Raw genomic sequence first — 15,216 nt, 5'->3', positions numbered from 1 at the left:
GAATACACCGTAGCGGCGCGATTTATCGCGCAGTCCCGTGCGTTGTGCCGGAAAAATCCGCGCGATAAATCGCGCCGCTACGTCATTGCCTGCGATTATTTGGCGGCCCAGCTGTTAAAGCGCTGTTCCAGTTCTTCGCCGTGTTCCAGCCAGAAATTGGCATCCACCTGCACCGATTTCGCCAGGTTATCCGGCGAGGTGGGCAGCTGCTTCAGGCGGTCAGGTGCCAGCAGGGAACCGGCTTTGATATTGGTCGGGCCGTAAGGAATATTTTCGGCGTAGACTTTCTGGTTTTCGGGCTGGTTGGCGAAGGCGATAAACTGTTCTGCCAGGGCTTTATGTTTCGAGCCCTTGACGATGGCCCAGTTATCCAGGTCATACAGGCCGCCGTCCCAGACGATTTTGAAGTTATGACCTTCCGCTTGCGCGGTGCCGACACGGCCGTTGTACGCCGATGCCATCACCACGTCACCCGATACCAGCCATTGCAGCGGCTGTGCGCCGGATTCCCACCACTGGATATTCGGTTTCAGCTCATCCAGCTTTTTGAAGGCGCGGTCGACACCGGCTGGCGTCGCCAGCACTTTGTAGACATCCTCACGCTTGACGCCATCCGCCATCAGCGCGATTTCGAGGGTATATTTGGCGCTCTTACGCAGCGCGCGTTTGCCAGGGAATTTCTTCACATCCCAGAAATCAGCCCAACTGGTGGGGGCGGCTTTCAGTTTGTCGGCGTCGTAGGTCAGCACGGTAGACCAGACAAAAATCCCGGCACCACATTCGCTGACGCTGCCAGGAATGAAATCACTTTTGTTGCCCAGCTTGCTCCAGTCGAGCGTCTCGAACAGCCCTTCATCACAACCACGCAGCAGTTCCGGGGTTTCCAGCTCAACCACATCCCAGCCGACCTGTTTGGTCTCCACCATGGCACGGATACGCGCCATCTCTCCGTTGTATTCGCCAGCATCGATGGTGCCTTTCCCGGCGGCGGTAAAGGGTTTATAGAATGCTTTGTCCTGGGCGTCCTTGTTGGTGCCACCAAAAGAGATCACAGTCAGGGTTTCTGCCTGTGCTTGCAGTGCTATGGTAGCGAAAATGAGTACAGCTAACTTTTTAACCATCCCACAACTCCTGAATTATTATTGATGTGCAGGCGAACCTGCGTAGTGTTTGCAATGCAGCTTTTATGCCAGGTACCGATGCATAGCGGGAACGGCGCTATGCATCAGGGGAGAGACTTAGTGTTGCGCCAGAATGCCGGACAGCAGTTGCAATGCGCTGTTGAACTGCGCGTCCGGAATGGTGAGCGGGTAAAGGAAGCGGATCACGTTAGCGTGCACGCCACAGGTCAGCAGAATCAGCCCCTGTGCCAGTGCCTGCTGCTGGATGGCGCGGGCGATATCGGCGGAAGGTTTACCTGCGGCGTCATTAAACTCCGCCGCAATCATTGAACCGCGACCGCGTACTTCAGCCAGTGAACGGCACCCGGCACCCTGTAGGGTTTCACTCAATTTTGCGCCGAGCTGGTTCGCGCGCTGACACAGTTGTTCTTCGTCGATCACGTCGAGCACGGCGTGGGCCGCAGCAATCGCTGGCGGGCTACCGGCATAAGTGCCGCCGAGACCGCCCGGTTGCGGTGCATCCATCACCTCAGCGCGTCCGGACACCGCTGACAACGGCATGCCGCCTGCCAGGCTTTTCGCCATGGTGATCAGGTCAGGCTTCACGTCATAATATTCGCTGGCAAACAGCTTACCGGTGCGGGCAAAGCCGCTCTGAATCTCGTCAGCAATCAGCAAAATGCCGTGCTGGTCGCACAGCTTACGCAGCGCAGTGACGAATTCCACGGGTGCCACGTTGAAACCGCCTTCGCCCTGAATCGGCTCGAAAATAATTGCCGCGACCTGCTGCGGGCTGATATCGCAGCGGAAAATTGACTCGATACTTTCCAGTGCCGCTGCCACGCTGTGGCCATGCAGTGCATTGGGATAGCGGGCATGGAATACTGAGCTGGCGAACGGACCAAAGCCGGTCTTGTAGGGGACCACTTTGCCGGTCAGCGTCATGGTCATATGGGTGCGGCCATGAAACGCGCCGGTAAAAGCGATGATGCCGGGACGACCAGTAGCCGCGCGGGCAATTTTCACCGCGTTTTCCACCGCTTCGGCACCGGTGGAGAAGAAAGTGGTTTTGGCCGGACCGGTAACCGGTACGCGCTCATTCAGGCGCTCGGCCAGGCTGATGTAATTCTCGTAAGGGATCACCTGGAACGCGGTGTGGGTGAAGCAATCCAGCTGCTGTTTCACCGCAGCCATCACTTTCGGGTGACGGTGGCCGGTGTTCAGCACCGCAATACCGGCGCTAAAATCGGTGTATTCACGGCCCTGATGATCCCAGAGCGTGGCGTTTTCCGCTTTCACGGCATAGAAATCGCACATCACACCGACACCGCGTGGGGTGGCGTTTAAACGACGTGCCTGTAATTCGCTGTTACTCATAGCTCAACCTCATCATGTGATTCGCCGGCTGACTTCACGCCGGAAAACTGCCCTGCTTGCTTTTTAGCGTTTTCAGGGTTTTATAATCCAGAGCCAGTTTTTTTTATTTTGAGGTACCAATTTTGCGCAGCCTACTGGGTGACCTGCTGTTTCAGCGTTTAAATCAGCTTTCCGGCGGCTCGCTGGCCAAGCGCCTGTACGACGTTTTGCAGGGGGCGATTCAGGAAGGTGCCATCGCCACCGGGGTGCGGCTGCCCGCCAGCCGTGACCTGGCGCGCGAGCTTTCGGTGTCGCGTAATACCGTACTGGCGGCGTACGAAAAACTGCAATCGGAAGGCTATCTGGAAACCCGGACCGGAAGTGGTACCTTCGTCTGCCTGGTGCTACCGGAACAAAGCCCGGAAGTGGCCCCGACGCCTGCTCCGCGTGCCCGTGGTATGAATACTATCCGCCTGTCACGACGCGGGGCGCGTCTGCTGTCACAAAGTGGTGCCGGGGCGTTTCAGTGGGGCGCGTTTATGCCGGGCGTACCGGATGTGAGTTACATGCCGCACGATATCTGGCGCAAAATCCAGCTGCGCATCAGCCGTCGCCTGCCGGTGGAATCACTGAGCTATGCCAACCACGGCGGATGCGTCGAGCTGCAACAGGCGCTGGCTGAGTATCTGCGGGTGATCCGCTCGGTCAACTGCACGGCGGAGCAGGTGCTGGTGACAGCGGGCACCCATCAGTCGCTTGATTTGCTGGCGAAAATGCTGTGCGATCCGGGCGACAGTGCGCTGGTGGAGGAGCCGGGTTACTGGGGCATCCGCAACGTGCTGGCGGTCAATGGTATCGACCTGATCCCCACCGAAGTGGACGAGCAGGGGCTGGTGCTGCCTGCGGAGCAGAGCGACCGTCCTGCGCCGCGCCTGATTTGCGTCACCCCTTCGCACCAATATCCGCTGGGGGCGGTGATGAGCCTGCAACGCCGTCATGAGTTATTAAACCGCGCCAAAAGTACCGGTAGCTGGGTGGTTGAGGATGATTACGATGGTGAGTTCCGCTTTGCCGGTAGCCCGATTCCGGCTTTGCAGGGACTGTCGCCGGATGCGCCGGTAATTTATCTCGGCACCTTCAGCAAGACGCTCTATCCGGGGATTCGCCTGAGTTACATGGTGGTGCCCAAACCCCTGGCGACGCGGATGAAAATGGCCCATTCGGAGCTGTATCGTGGCGGATATGGCCTGGTGCAGCTGACGCTGGCGGAGTTTATTCGTGAAGGGCATTACGCGGCGCATGTGCGGCGGATGCGGCAGATTTACAGTCGTCGGCGTGCGGCGCTGGTGGCGCTGATTACCGACACCCTCGGCGCATCCTGGGTGGTGCATCACAGCAACGCCGGGCTGCACCTGATTCTCGGCCTGCCGGAAAGCATCGACGATGTGGCCTTCAGCGCTGAGCTGGAGCAGAACGGCGTGCTGACGCGTCCGCTCTCCTCGTACTACCAGCGCGGGACGCTACGCCGCGGCCTGCTGCTAGGCTACGCCTGCGTTGACGAAGCGCAGATGGCCGCCGCATTTGCGCCGATTCTGCAACGCCTGCAACACCATCTCAAAACTACACCGGTGCCGATGTGACCGACGCTGCCCTGTCCCGGTGCAGGGCACGTAATCAGTGCATTAGCGGCATTATTAACATTTCTGTAACGTTTAATTTTAAAAGACAATAGAAATCAATAGCCTGCGATTTTTGATTCAGGCTAACTTTGTATTCAAATTGTCAAATTTCTCTTGTGTTCCTGAAATGCGTTGTGGTAGTGCTAAAAAAAGAGCCGCCAGCATGCGCATGTCAGACATGTCGATGCAGGAATCGTGCCGGATTACTTTTCCTTCACGCTTTACGAGAGAACGTCATGAGAAATTTCGTTAGTTTCAGGAACATAAAAAAGAGTTACGACGGCGATAAGCTGGTGGTACGTAACCTCAATCTTGACGTGGAGGAAGGGGAGTTTCTCACGCTGCTTGGTCCATCCGGTTCAGGTAAAACCACCAGCCTGATGATGCTGGCGGGCTTTGAAACGCCGACCGATGGCGAGATTTTATTGCGTGATAAACCGCTGCATACCTTGCCACCGCACCAGCGCGATATCGGCATGGTGTTCCAGAACTATGCGCTGTTTCCCCATATGACGGTGGCGGAAAACCTCGCCTTTCCGCTGTCGATTCGCCGCATGAACAAAGCCGACATCAAAGCTCGCGTCGATCGCATTCTGGACATGATCAAACTGACGTCACTGGCGGATCGTTATCCGGCCCAAATGTCCGGCGGGCAGCAGCAACGTGTGGCCCTGGCGCGGGCGTTGGTGTTTGAACCAAAGCTGGTGCTGATGGATGAGCCGCTCGGGGCGCTGGATAAGCAATTGCGCGAACATATGCAAATGGAGATCAAACAGTTACACGATATGCTGGGTCTGACGATCGTCTATGTGACGCACGATCAGAGCGAAGCAATGACCATGTCCGATCGGGTTGCGGTATTCAACGATGGCATGATCCAGCAGATGGACAGCCCGGATAAACTTTACGAGCAGCCTGAGAATGCGTTTGTCGCGCAGTTTATCGGCGAAAACAACAGCTTACTGGCGACTCAGGTGGCGCAGAACGGTGATTTCTATCAGGTGAAACTGGATGATGGTACGCAGCTTGATGCGCTGAAAGTGCGCCCCAGTTCACCAGGTAAAAAGATCCAGCTCAGCATTCGTCCGGAGCGTGTGAACGTCAATGCGCCGGAGCAGGGCGATCAGATCGTGCAGGCGCAGATCCAGCAATTTATTTACCTGGGTGACCATGTGCGTATGCTGACCAGTGTGGCCGGGCAGGGGAACTTTATGGTGAAGCTGTCGCCGTCGAAGATGGATAAAAACTGGCAGCCGGGTGCGCAGGTAAGCCTGTCGTGGCAGCCGCAGCATTTGCGTGCGCTGGATGTGATGTTGCAGTAAAGCCCACAAGCGGGCCTGACCTGTAGCGGCGCGATTTATCGCGCGCCTCTGGCAGCAACGCAGGGATAAAATCTGCGCGATAAATCGCGCCGCTACGGAATTACACGCGTTTATCGCGTAAAAAAGGCGTCCCGCGGGACGCCTTATCCGCATTTAACGACCGGAATTAGCCTTCAGCCTGCTGAGACTGAATCGCTGTCAGGGCGATGGTGTAGACGATATCGTCCACCAGTGCACCGCGTGACAGGTCGTTCACCGGCTTGCGCATACCCTGCAACATCGGTCCGATGGAGATCAGGTCTGCTGAACGCTGTACCGCTTTGTAGGTGGTGTTACCGGTGTTCAGATCCGGGAAGATAAACACGGTGGCACGGCCTGCAACCTGCGAGTTCGGCGCTTTGGATTTCGCCACGTCTTCCATGATGGCGGCGTCATACTGCAACGGACCGTCGATCACCAGATCAGGGCGTTTTTCCTGCGCGATACGCGTGGCTTCACGGACTTTCTCAACGTCGCTACCGGCACCGGAGTTACCGGTTGAGTAGGAGATCATCGCGACGCGCGGATCGATACCAAAAGCTTTGGCAGAATCGGCAGACTGAATCGCGATTTCGGCCAGCTGTTCCGGGTTCGGGTCCGGGTTGATGGCGCAGTCGCCATATACCAGCACCTGCTCCGGCAGCAGCATAAAGAACACCGAAGAAACCAGTGAGCTGTTTGGCGCGGTTTTGATCAGCTGCAACGGCGGACGAATGGTGTTGGCGGTGGTGTGTACGGCACCGGAAACCAGGCCATCCACTTCACCACTTTCCAGCATCATGGTGCCCAGCACCACGTTGTCTTCCAGCTGCTCCTGCGCAACCACTTCGGTCATGCCTTTGCTCTTACGCAGTTCAACCAGACGCGGCACATAGTTCTCGCGCACCACTTCCGGATCGACAATGACGATGCCTTTGCCTAGTTCCACACCCTGCGCGGCGGCTACACGCTGGATCTCATCCGGGTTACCCAGCAGCACACAGGTGGCGATTCCGCGTTCGGCACAGATGGCGGCAGCTTTCACGGTACGCGGCTCGTCGCCTTCCGGCAGAACGATACGCTTGCCTGCTTTGCGTGCCAGCTCGGTCAGCTGGTAGCGGAAGGCTGGCGGTGACAGACGACGGCTGCGCTCGGAGGTGGCAGTCAGCGATTCGATCCAGTCGTCATTGATGTAGCTGGCAACGTATTCCTGCACTTTCTCAATACGCTGGGTATCATCAGCCGGGACTTCGAGGTTGAAGCTTTGCAGGCTGAGCGAGGTTTGCCAGGTGTTGGTTTTCACCATAAATACCGGCAGGCCGGTCTGGAAGGCGCGCTCGCACAGACGACCAATACGCTCATCAATCTCGTAGCCACCGGTCAGCAGAATGGCACCGATTTCCACGCCATTCATTGCGGCCAGACAGGCTGCCAGCAACACGTCAGGACGGTCTGCGGAGGTCACCAGCAGAGAACCTGGGCGGAAGTGCTCCAGCATGTGCGGAATGCTACGTGCGCAGAAGGTAACGGATTTCACCCGACGCGTCTGGATTTCACCTTCGTTGATGATGTCGGCGTTCAGGTGGCGGCACATATCAATCGCGCGGGTGGCGATCAGATCAAAGCTCCACGGCACACAACCCAGCACCGGCAGCGGGCTGTTGGTGAACAGCGTTTTCGGATCGATGTTGGCGATGCTGGCTTTGGAAGAATCGTCAAAAATCTCTGACAAATCCGGACGCGTGCGTCCCTGTTCGTCCACCGGCGCATTCAGTTTGTTGATGATCACGCCAGTGATGTTTTTGTTCTTGCTGCCGCCAAAGCTGCTTTGCGTCAGTTCGATACGTTCTTTCAGCTGGGCCGGAGAATCGTTGCCCAGTGCGGTAACGAAGACGATTTCAGCGTTCAGGGTTTTGGCGATTTCATAGTTCAGCGCGGAGGCAAACTGGTGTTTGCGCGTCGGCACCAGACCTTCCACCAGCACCACTTCGGCATCTTTGGTGTTTTCGTGGTAGCGGGCGATGATCTCTTCCATCAGCACGTCCTGCTGGTTCGAACCCAGCAGCGACTCAACACGCGACATCAGCAGCGGTTCAGCGGCTGGAATCGAGGAGTTCTTACGGATGATGGTGGTGGTCTGGTCCGGTTTGTCGCCGCCAGTGCGTGGCTGCGCAATCGGTTTGAATACGCTCAGGCGAACGCCTTTGCGTTCCATCGCACGGATCACGCCAAGACTGACGCTGGTCAGACCGACACTGGTGCCGGTTGGAATGAGCATAATTGTACGTGACACTTTATAACCTCTCAGGTGTTGCAGGGTGTCAAAAACAACTCCGTCAGCCTGAGCTGACGGAGAGAAGCATTTACGCGGTGAGACGCGCGGCGTCCTGGGCGATGACCAACTCTTCGTTGGTGGGGATCACCACCGCCGGGCGGGTGCCTTCTTTATTAATGAAGCCGGATTTACCGAAACGCGCCGCCAGGTTGCGTTCGTGGTCCACTTCGAAGCCCAGCAGGCCGAGTTTTTGCAGAGACAGCTCACGCACCATCGCGGCATTTTCACCGATACCGCCGGTGAAGACCACCGCATCCAGACGGCCTTCCATCAGCGAGGTGTAGCCGCCGATGTATTTCGCCAGACGATGGCAGAACACGTCCATGGCGCGTTTGGCATCTTCTTTAGTGGTGTAGTTATCTTCCACATAGCGGCAGTCGCTGGTCACTTCGGTCAGACCCAGCAGGCCAGATTCTTTGGTCAGCAGTTTGTTGATCGCATCAACGCTCATGCCGAGGGTGTCATGCAGGAAGAAAACGATGGCCGGATCGATGTCACCGCTGCGGGTGCCCATCACCAGACCTTCCAGTGGCGTCAGACCCATTGAGGTATCGACGCAAACACCGTTACGAATCGCGGAAACAGAACCGCCGTTGCCCAGGTGGCAGGTGATGACGTTCAGTTCTTCTACCGGTTTACCCAGCATTTTTGCCGCTTCCTGGGTCACGTAGTAGTGGCTGGTACCGTGGGCACCATAGCGACGTACGCCGTGTTCTTTATACAATTTGTACGGCAGAGCGTAGAGATACGATTCTTCAGGCATTGTCTGATGGAATGCTGTATCAAAAACCGCCACATTCTTATCTGAAAGGTGCGGGAAATTTTTCATTGCTTCGTCAATACCGATCAGATGTGCCGGATTGTGCAGCGGAGCAAATGAAGAGGCATCTTTAATACCCTGGATAACGGACTCATCAATCACGACAGATTTTGTCAGCTGTTCGCCGCCATGCACGATGCGATGGCCGATTGCAGCGATTTGTGCCGAAAGCTCTGGTTTTTGTGCCAGAATAGTTTTAACAATGAAGTTGAGGGCTTCGCTGTGTGCCGCGCCTGCACCCAGAGGAGCTTCCTGTTTGCTACCCTCAAGTTTCCATTTGATACGCGCTTCAGGCAGGTGGAAGCATTCAGCCAAACCGGAGAGGAATTCGTCGCCGTTGGCGGGGTTGAGGATGGCAAACTTAAGTGAGGAGCTGCCGCAGTTCAGAACCAGAACTAACTTCGTCGACATGGAAGTACCTATTGGTTAAATAGTGGCGAGAAATAACGCAATCAGACTAACAGCGTAGTTCATGAAAGCTGGTAAATTAATGATTAACATCATGCGGTAGTCAAAAAGAGACCGATCCGCAAAAAAATTTTGGTAATTTTACGCGATTTTTTTAAATCAGCTTAGCGAAACATGGCTCTAAACTGCGCTTTAATTGAGCAGAAGCTTCCGGTAATGTTGCTGAAACGGCGTCAGAATACCCAGTGTCACCCTTAAAGACAAAAACTTTTGAAGGATGTCACGTAAAGTTGTGTGGTTGTCAGTTTATTTTAAATCTTGCAGTAATAGTTGAGGTCTACCATGGCGAATGATACAGGTAATCCAGGCTGGTTCGGCTTATTTCAGCGCGGCCAGCATTACATGAAGACCTGGCCAGCCGATAAACGCCTGGCACCGGTGTTCCCTGAAAATCGTGTGGTGACGGCGACACGTTTTTCCATTCGCTTTATGCCGCCGCTGGCGATTTTTACCCTGACGTGGCAGATCGCCATGGGCGGACAGCTTGGGCCTGCGGTAGCCACCGCGCTATTTGCCTGTAGCCTGCCGATGCAGGGTTTATGGTGGCTGGGTAAACGCTCCATGACTCCGTTGCCACCTTCTTTACTGCAATGGTTCCATGAGGTCCGGGCCAAACTGGAAGAGGCCGGCCAGGCAATTGCGCCGGTCGAAGGTAAACCCACCTACCAGGCTCTGGCCGACGTGCTGAAACGGGCATTTAAACAGCTGGATCGGACCTTCCTTGACGATCTTTGATCGATAAACGTATCCCACCGGGACAGAATTCGCCGCTGATCCCGGTTCAAATCAAAGAAAAGTGGTGCGGACATACCCGCATCCGTTCCCTTGTGCAATCATTTCTCTATACCTAAATTGATGCCCCGGGAGAACAACCATGGAAATGACCCACGCACAGCGGCTCATCCTGTCGAATCAGTACAAAATGATGGCGATGCTGGAGCCGGACAACGCTGAACGTTACCGCCGTTATCAGACCATCATTGAACGTGGCTATGGCCTGCAGTTACGCGAACTGGATAAAGAGTTCGGCGAGCTGAGCGAAGACACCTGTCGCACCCTGATCGATATTATGGAGATGCACCACGCGCTGCATGTTTCCTGGTCCAATCTCAAAGATTCCGCGCTGATTGAGGAACGTCGTCTGGCCTTTCTCGGTTTTGACGCCGCCACCGAAGCACGCTACCTCGGCTATGTGCGTTTTATGGTCAATACCGAGGGGCGCTACACCCACTTTGATTCCGGCACCCACGGGTTTAATGCCCAAACGCCGATGTGGGAAAAATACCAACGTATGCTGGCGGTGTGGCACACTTGTCCACGTCAGTACCATTTGAGCGCGAACGAGATCGCGCAAATCCTTAATGCCTGAAGAAGGAGCGTCGAGTGAAGTACAGGGGTTTTCTGTTTGATTTAGATGGCACGCTGGTGGATTCACTGCCTGCTGTAGAGCGCGCATGGACCCAATGGGGTGAACGTCATGGTTTTGCGGCGGAAGAAATCCTGAGCTTCATTCATGGTAAACAGGCAATTACCTCGCTGCGCCATTTTATGGCGGGCCAGAGCGAGGAGGCGATTCAGGCGGAATTTTTGCGTCTGGAGCGTATCGAAGCGGAAGATACTGCCGGGGTGTGTGCTTTGCCGGGTGCACAGGCACTGCTGGCGACACTCAACGAGCTGCAAATTCCGTGGGCGATTGTCACGTCAGGTTCAGTACCGGTTGCCCATGCGCGTCACAAAGCCGCCGGACTGCCTGCGCCTGCCGTGTTTATCACCGCCGAGAATGTAAAACGCGGCAAGCCGGAACCGGATGCCTATTTGCTGGGAGCAGAGAAACTGGGTCTGGCGGCTGGCGAGTGCGTGGTGGTGGAAGATGCGCCTGCGGGTGTGCTGGCCGGATTGAACGCGGGCAGCGCGGTGATTGCGGTTAATGCGCCGCAAGACACCCCGCGTCTCGGCGAGGTGACGTTTTCGCTGAGCACGCTGGAAGCACTGGTGGTGACCGCTGACGGGAAGGGTGGTTTTACCCTGTCGCTGCAAGCATAATCCGTAACGGCGCGATAAAATCGCGCCGTTACAGCGGCGTATCCTGCGAAATTTCATCCAGCGACAGGCTGAAGCTGGGGATGAAAACCTCAACAAAATAATCCATTTCCGGCGAGCGGCGTTGCGCCAGCGTCTTTTCCAGTCGCGCTTTTGCCAGCAAAAACTCATTGTTACCGGCAGACAGTTCCTCAAGGCATTTTACATACGCGCACAGGGCATCGGCCTGCTTCACCACCGCCTGTTCCGCTTCGCTATGCAGATGCTCATCCAGCAACGGACGAAAATCCTCCTGCAGTTCTGCCGGGAGCATTTCAATCAGTTTGTGTTGGGCAATCTTCTCGATCTTTTTGTATTCATGGGCAATTTGCGCGTTGTAATACTTCACCGGGGTCGGTAAATCGCCGGTCAGCACTTCACTGGCATCATGATAAAGCGCCAGCATGGCAATGCGATCGGCATTCAGATTACCGTTGAATTTTTTGTTTTTAATCACGGCCAGCACATGGGCGACCATGGCGACCTGCAGGCTGTGCTCAGAGACATTCTCGGTGCGTACGTTACGCATCAGCGGCCAGCGGTTGATCAATTTAAGACGGGAGAGATGGGCGAAAAAGTGGCTACGGGTCATGAGCAGTTCCTGATCGGACGGCGGGGAGAGAGGCCTCTCCCCGAAATACACTCACTATACGCGTGTGACGTTACTGACGATACCCTTGCAGGAAGCGACCAAACTTGGTGATGGCCATTTCCAAATCGTCAACGCGGGGCAGGGTAACGATGCGTACGTGGTCCGGCCATGGCCAGTTGAACGCGGTGCCCTGCACCAGCAGCACTTTTTCCTGGAGCAGGAAATCAAGCACCATTTTCTGATCGTCGAACAGATTGAATTTCTTCGCATCAATGCGCGGGAACATATAGAGCGCACCCTGCGGCTTGACGCAGCTGACGCCAGGGATGTCATTAATCAATTCCCAGGCGCGCTGGCGTTGCTCATAAAGGCGGCCACCCGGCACGATAAATTCACTGATGCTCTGATAGCCACCCAGCGCGGTTTGAATCGCGTGTTGTGCGGGTACGTTGGCGCACAGACGCATCGAGGCCAGCATTTCCAGACCTTCAATGTAGCCTTTGGCGTGTTTCTTCGGACCGTTCAGCACCATCCAGCCCTGACGGAAACCGGCAACGCGATAGGTTTTTGACAGGCCGTTAAAGGTGACGGTCAACAGATCGGGTGCCAGCGCGGCAATAGAATGGTGCTGCGCTTCGTCATACAGGATCTTGTCGTAAATCTCATCGGCAAAGATGATCAGGTTATGCTGGCGGGCAATCTCAACGATTTCCATCAGCAATTCTTTGCTGTACACCGCACCGGTGGGGTTGTTCGGGTTGATAATCACGATGCCGCGCGTGCGCGGGGTGATTTTGCTGCGGATATCATCCAGGTCCGGGAACCAGCCGGCGGATTCATCACACAGATAATGTACCGCTTTACCACTGGAAAGGGAGACGGCAGCGGTCCACAACGGGTAATCCGGTGCAGGTACCAGCATTTCATCACCGCTGTTCAGCAGCGCCTGCATGGCCTGCACAATCAGCTCCGAAACACCGTTACCAATATAGATGTCTTCAACGGTCATATCGCGCATATCGCGCGCCTGATAATGCTGCATGATTGCTTTGCGCGCTGAATAGAGACCTTTGGAGTCACAATATCCCTGGGCACTGGGCAGGTTGCGGATCACATCAACCAGGATTTCATCGGGGGCTTCAAAACCAAACGGGGCAGGGTTGCCAATGTTGAGTTTGAGAACTTTGTTGCCTTCTTCTTCGAGACGTTTCGCCTCTTTCAGTACCGGGCCACGGATGTCATAACAGACATTATCCAGCTTGCCGGATTTATCAATTTGAAAATTCATCGCTACCGCCTTAACGGGCAGAGTCCATTTAACCTGCCTCAAAAAACAAACCCGCCCAATTTACTCCTCTCCCCGGAACAAAAGAAGGGTAACGAAAGGTTTTGGCGAGTTTGGCAATTTTTTATGCTGATACTGGCTGAAAAGGCATTTTACACTGATTAATCTGGTTGAATTATCCAGTAAAGTTACCAGGGGTGATATTTAATGCTGATGGAGGGGCGGGGAGCTGTAAACTCCTTAATCCAGACGTAAAGAAGGGGATTGCGCATATTTTTATTCACAACTGTCGCATCGAATCGTTAGCGACGTAATGAAATAGTTAAAGAATCCTTGTAGGAAGTCGAATAATTAGTCATTGCCGGTTTATTGTCCGCTGGCGTCAGAAACTGTCCCCAATTCTCATTCAGTTTCAGAGACAGAATCAGAGAACTATCGGCAGCAGGGCGGTGTCCGAAGTCTGTATTAAATAGCATTTGCGCTGAAACTTAAGCTTTCCCTATGAAGTTTCGGAACCAGGGGGGCTTAAAAAATGAACAGCTTTGTGGCAGGATGTGCGGGAAAAGGGGACAGGTCAAAAATTATGAGCTTTCTAACAAAAACATTTCCATTTCTGGCGCAAAAATGATTAAGTATAATTTATTATTTGATGCACTTTACCTCTTCGCATCACCATAACATACAGTTATCATTTTTTGACCCGCGCACGGTTTTGGCGGGAAACCAGGCAACTACACAGCTTCCTGCATTTGCGCGATTTACGCTTTCGGCCCGAGAAGTTGTTCTGTCTTTGTGACGCCGCTGCTCTGTTTTCAGAGTGACGTAATCGTTGGAATCCGCCTGACCCAGTTTTTTCATGACAGTCTCCACACAGGACTGTCATTAAGCACCATTACCTCTTATCCCAATGATAAGTAAGGTAATACACCAGGGTAGTAGTTTGTAAAAAATCTTATAAGTGAAGAAAAAACATGACTAATGCAAATCGTCCGATACTGAATCTCGACCTCGATCTGCTGAGAACTTTCGTCGCCGTTGCTGACCTGAACACCTTTGCGGCTGCGGCTGCGGCCGTGTGCAGAACGCAATCAGCAGTAAGCCAGCAGATGCAGCGTCTGGAACAATTGGTAGGTAAAGAGCTGTTTGCCAGACATGGACGTAATAAATTGCTGACGGAGCATGGCATCCAACTGCTGGGCTACGCCAGAAAAATCCTTCGTTTCAATGACGAAGCTTGTACCTCTCTGATGTATAGCAATATTCAGGGCGTGCTGACCATTGGCGCTTCTGATGACACCTCAGATACCATTCTGCCTTTCCTGCTCAACCGCGTGACTTCAGTCTATCCGAAGCTGGCGATTGATGTTCGCGTGAAGCGTAATCCATTTATGATGGAAATGCTGAACCAGGGAGAAGTGGATTTGGTGGTCACCACTTCCAGTCCGGGTAACTTTACCCACCAGGTTCTGCGTACCTCGCCGACCCTGTGGTATTGCGCGGCTGATTACATCTTCCAGCGCGGTGAAGCGATTCCACTGGTGCTGCTGGATGAACCAAGCCCGTACCGCGACATGGCGATTGACCATCTGAACGAAGCGGGTATTCCGTGGCGTATTTCCTATGTGGCCTCGACGCTGGCGGCAGTCCGTGCGGCAGTAAAAGCCGGTCTTGGCGTTACCGCGCGTCCGGTGGAAATGATGAGCCCGGAACTGCGTGTGATGGGTGCTGCTGAAGGCTTGCCTGTTCTGCCGGATACCCAATATCTGCTGTGCCGTAATCCGGACAGCGATAACGAACTGGCGCTGGCCATCTTCAATGCTATGCAGTCAACTAACGATCCGTACAATCTGAGTGCAAATCCGGACGGCACACTGTTGCTGGACGACGAAGAGTAAGCACAATCTGCGCGGGTAATCTTTCTCAAATAGAATGCCTGGCAATTGTTAAAACTTAGATAAATAAGCCTTAGCATGGTTTTTCCCTGCTAAGGCTTTTTTTATGTCCTTTATCTCTGCCTTTATGATGCTGACAAGCTGGCAATAAATTTCCCCCTGTCCGAAAAAATGAAATGCGTTTCATTTTCATCTGAAGTGGAACGATTTTGTTTTTTCGTGCCATCTTTCCCTGGGCATCTGCCTGCG

General features: G+C 54.4%; 13 protein-coding genes. 6 read left to right on the top strand and 7 right to left on the bottom strand.

Going from position 1 to position 15,216, the window contains the following annotated elements; all coding sequences use genetic code 11:
* Window positions 1–95: 95 nt before the first annotated feature.
* Window positions 96–1,121 (bottom strand): ABC transporter substrate-binding protein, encoded by a 1,026-nt coding sequence (locus HA50_RS13595; protein WP_084876133.1) that lies wholly within the window; start codon window positions 1,119–1,121, stop codon window positions 96–98.
* Window positions 1,122–1,238: 117 nt separating this feature from the next.
* Window positions 1,239–2,498 (bottom strand): 4-aminobutyrate--2-oxoglutarate transaminase, encoded by a 1,260-nt coding sequence (locus HA50_RS13590; RefSeq protein WP_084876132.1) that lies wholly within the window; start codon window positions 2,496–2,498, stop codon window positions 1,239–1,241.
* Between the two features lie 122 nt (window positions 2,499–2,620).
* On the opposite strand from HA50_RS13590, the gene pdxR reads away from it, so the two are divergent.
* Both pdxR and HA50_RS13580 read left to right on the top strand, forming a co-directional pair.
* The gene (gene pdxR / locus HA50_RS13585) at window positions 2,621–4,117 is read left to right on the top strand and encodes a MocR-like pyridoxine biosynthesis transcription factor PdxR (protein ID WP_084876131.1); all 1,497 of its coding nucleotides are present in this window, start codon (window positions 2,621–2,623) and stop codon (window positions 4,115–4,117) included.
* Between the two features lie 275 nt (window positions 4,118–4,392).
* The gene (locus HA50_RS13580) at window positions 4,393–5,478 is read left to right on the top strand and encodes an ABC transporter ATP-binding protein (RefSeq protein WP_084876130.1); all 1,086 of its coding nucleotides are present in this window, start codon (window positions 4,393–4,395) and stop codon (window positions 5,476–5,478) included.
* Between the two features lie 166 nt (window positions 5,479–5,644).
* Here the strand turns inward: HA50_RS13580 and pta are convergent, their stop codons facing one another.
* A complete protein-coding gene (gene pta, locus HA50_RS13575) occupies window positions 5,645–7,789 on the bottom strand; it encodes a phosphate acetyltransferase (protein ID WP_208617288.1) in 2,145 nt (714 codons plus the stop codon).
* A gap of 70 nt (window positions 7,790–7,859) precedes the next feature.
* Window positions 7,860–9,062: an acetate kinase gene (gene ackA / locus HA50_RS13570; RefSeq protein WP_084876128.1), complete on the bottom strand. Its 1,203-nt coding sequence runs from the start codon at window positions 9,060–9,062 to the stop codon at window positions 7,860–7,862.
* A gap of 339 nt (window positions 9,063–9,401) precedes the next feature.
* Between ackA and yfbV the strand changes: the two genes are divergently transcribed.
* From yfbV to HA50_RS13555, 3 genes are all read left to right on the top strand, one after another.
* Entirely contained in the window at window positions 9,402–9,854 is a 453-nt protein-coding gene (yfbV, locus tag HA50_RS13565; protein WP_084876127.1) for a terminus macrodomain insulation protein YfbV, read from the top strand.
* A gap of 139 nt (window positions 9,855–9,993) precedes the next feature.
* Window positions 9,994–10,488, top strand: coding sequence for a YfbU family protein (locus tag HA50_RS13560; protein WP_084876126.1), 495 nt, complete (start codon window positions 9,994–9,996; stop codon window positions 10,486–10,488).
* 14 nt (window positions 10,489–10,502) lie between these two features.
* The gene (locus HA50_RS13555) at window positions 10,503–11,162 is read left to right on the top strand and encodes a sugar phosphatase (protein ID WP_084876125.1); all 660 of its coding nucleotides are present in this window, start codon (window positions 10,503–10,505) and stop codon (window positions 11,160–11,162) included.
* Between the two features lie 28 nt (window positions 11,163–11,190).
* Here HA50_RS13555 and yfbR read toward each other — a convergent pair whose 3' ends face one another.
* The 3 genes from yfbR to HA50_RS13540 form a co-directional block, all read right to left on the bottom strand.
* Entirely contained in the window at window positions 11,191–11,790 is a 600-nt protein-coding gene (gene yfbR, locus HA50_RS13550) for a 5'-deoxynucleotidase (RefSeq protein WP_084876124.1), read from the bottom strand.
* A 70-nt stretch (window positions 11,791–11,860) separates the two neighbouring features.
* Entirely contained in the window at window positions 11,861–13,078 is a 1,218-nt protein-coding gene (locus HA50_RS13545; RefSeq protein WP_084876123.1) for a pyridoxal phosphate-dependent aminotransferase, read from the bottom strand.
* 666 nt (window positions 13,079–13,744) lie between these two features.
* A complete protein-coding gene (locus HA50_RS13540) occupies window positions 13,745–13,933 on the bottom strand; it encodes a hypothetical protein (RefSeq protein WP_084876122.1) in 189 nt (62 codons plus the stop codon).
* Between the two features lie 113 nt (window positions 13,934–14,046).
* Between HA50_RS13540 and lrhA the strand changes: the two genes are divergently transcribed.
* Window positions 14,047–14,970 carry a transcriptional regulator LrhA gene (gene lrhA / locus HA50_RS13535; protein ID WP_007889314.1) on the top strand — a complete coding sequence of 308 codons (924 nt, stop codon included), beginning with the start codon at window positions 14,047–14,049 and terminating at the stop codon, window positions 14,968–14,970.
* The last annotated feature ends 246 nt before the right edge of the window (window positions 14,971–15,216 follow it).

Origin of the sequence: Pantoea cypripedii, from assembly GCF_002095535.1 — a bacterium.
GTDB classification, from domain to species: domain Bacteria; phylum Pseudomonadota; class Gammaproteobacteria; order Enterobacterales; family Enterobacteriaceae; genus Pantoea; species Pantoea cypripedii.
The sequence above is the reverse complement of the archived record's forward strand: the minus strand, read 5'-3'. Positions and strand labels throughout refer to the sequence as shown.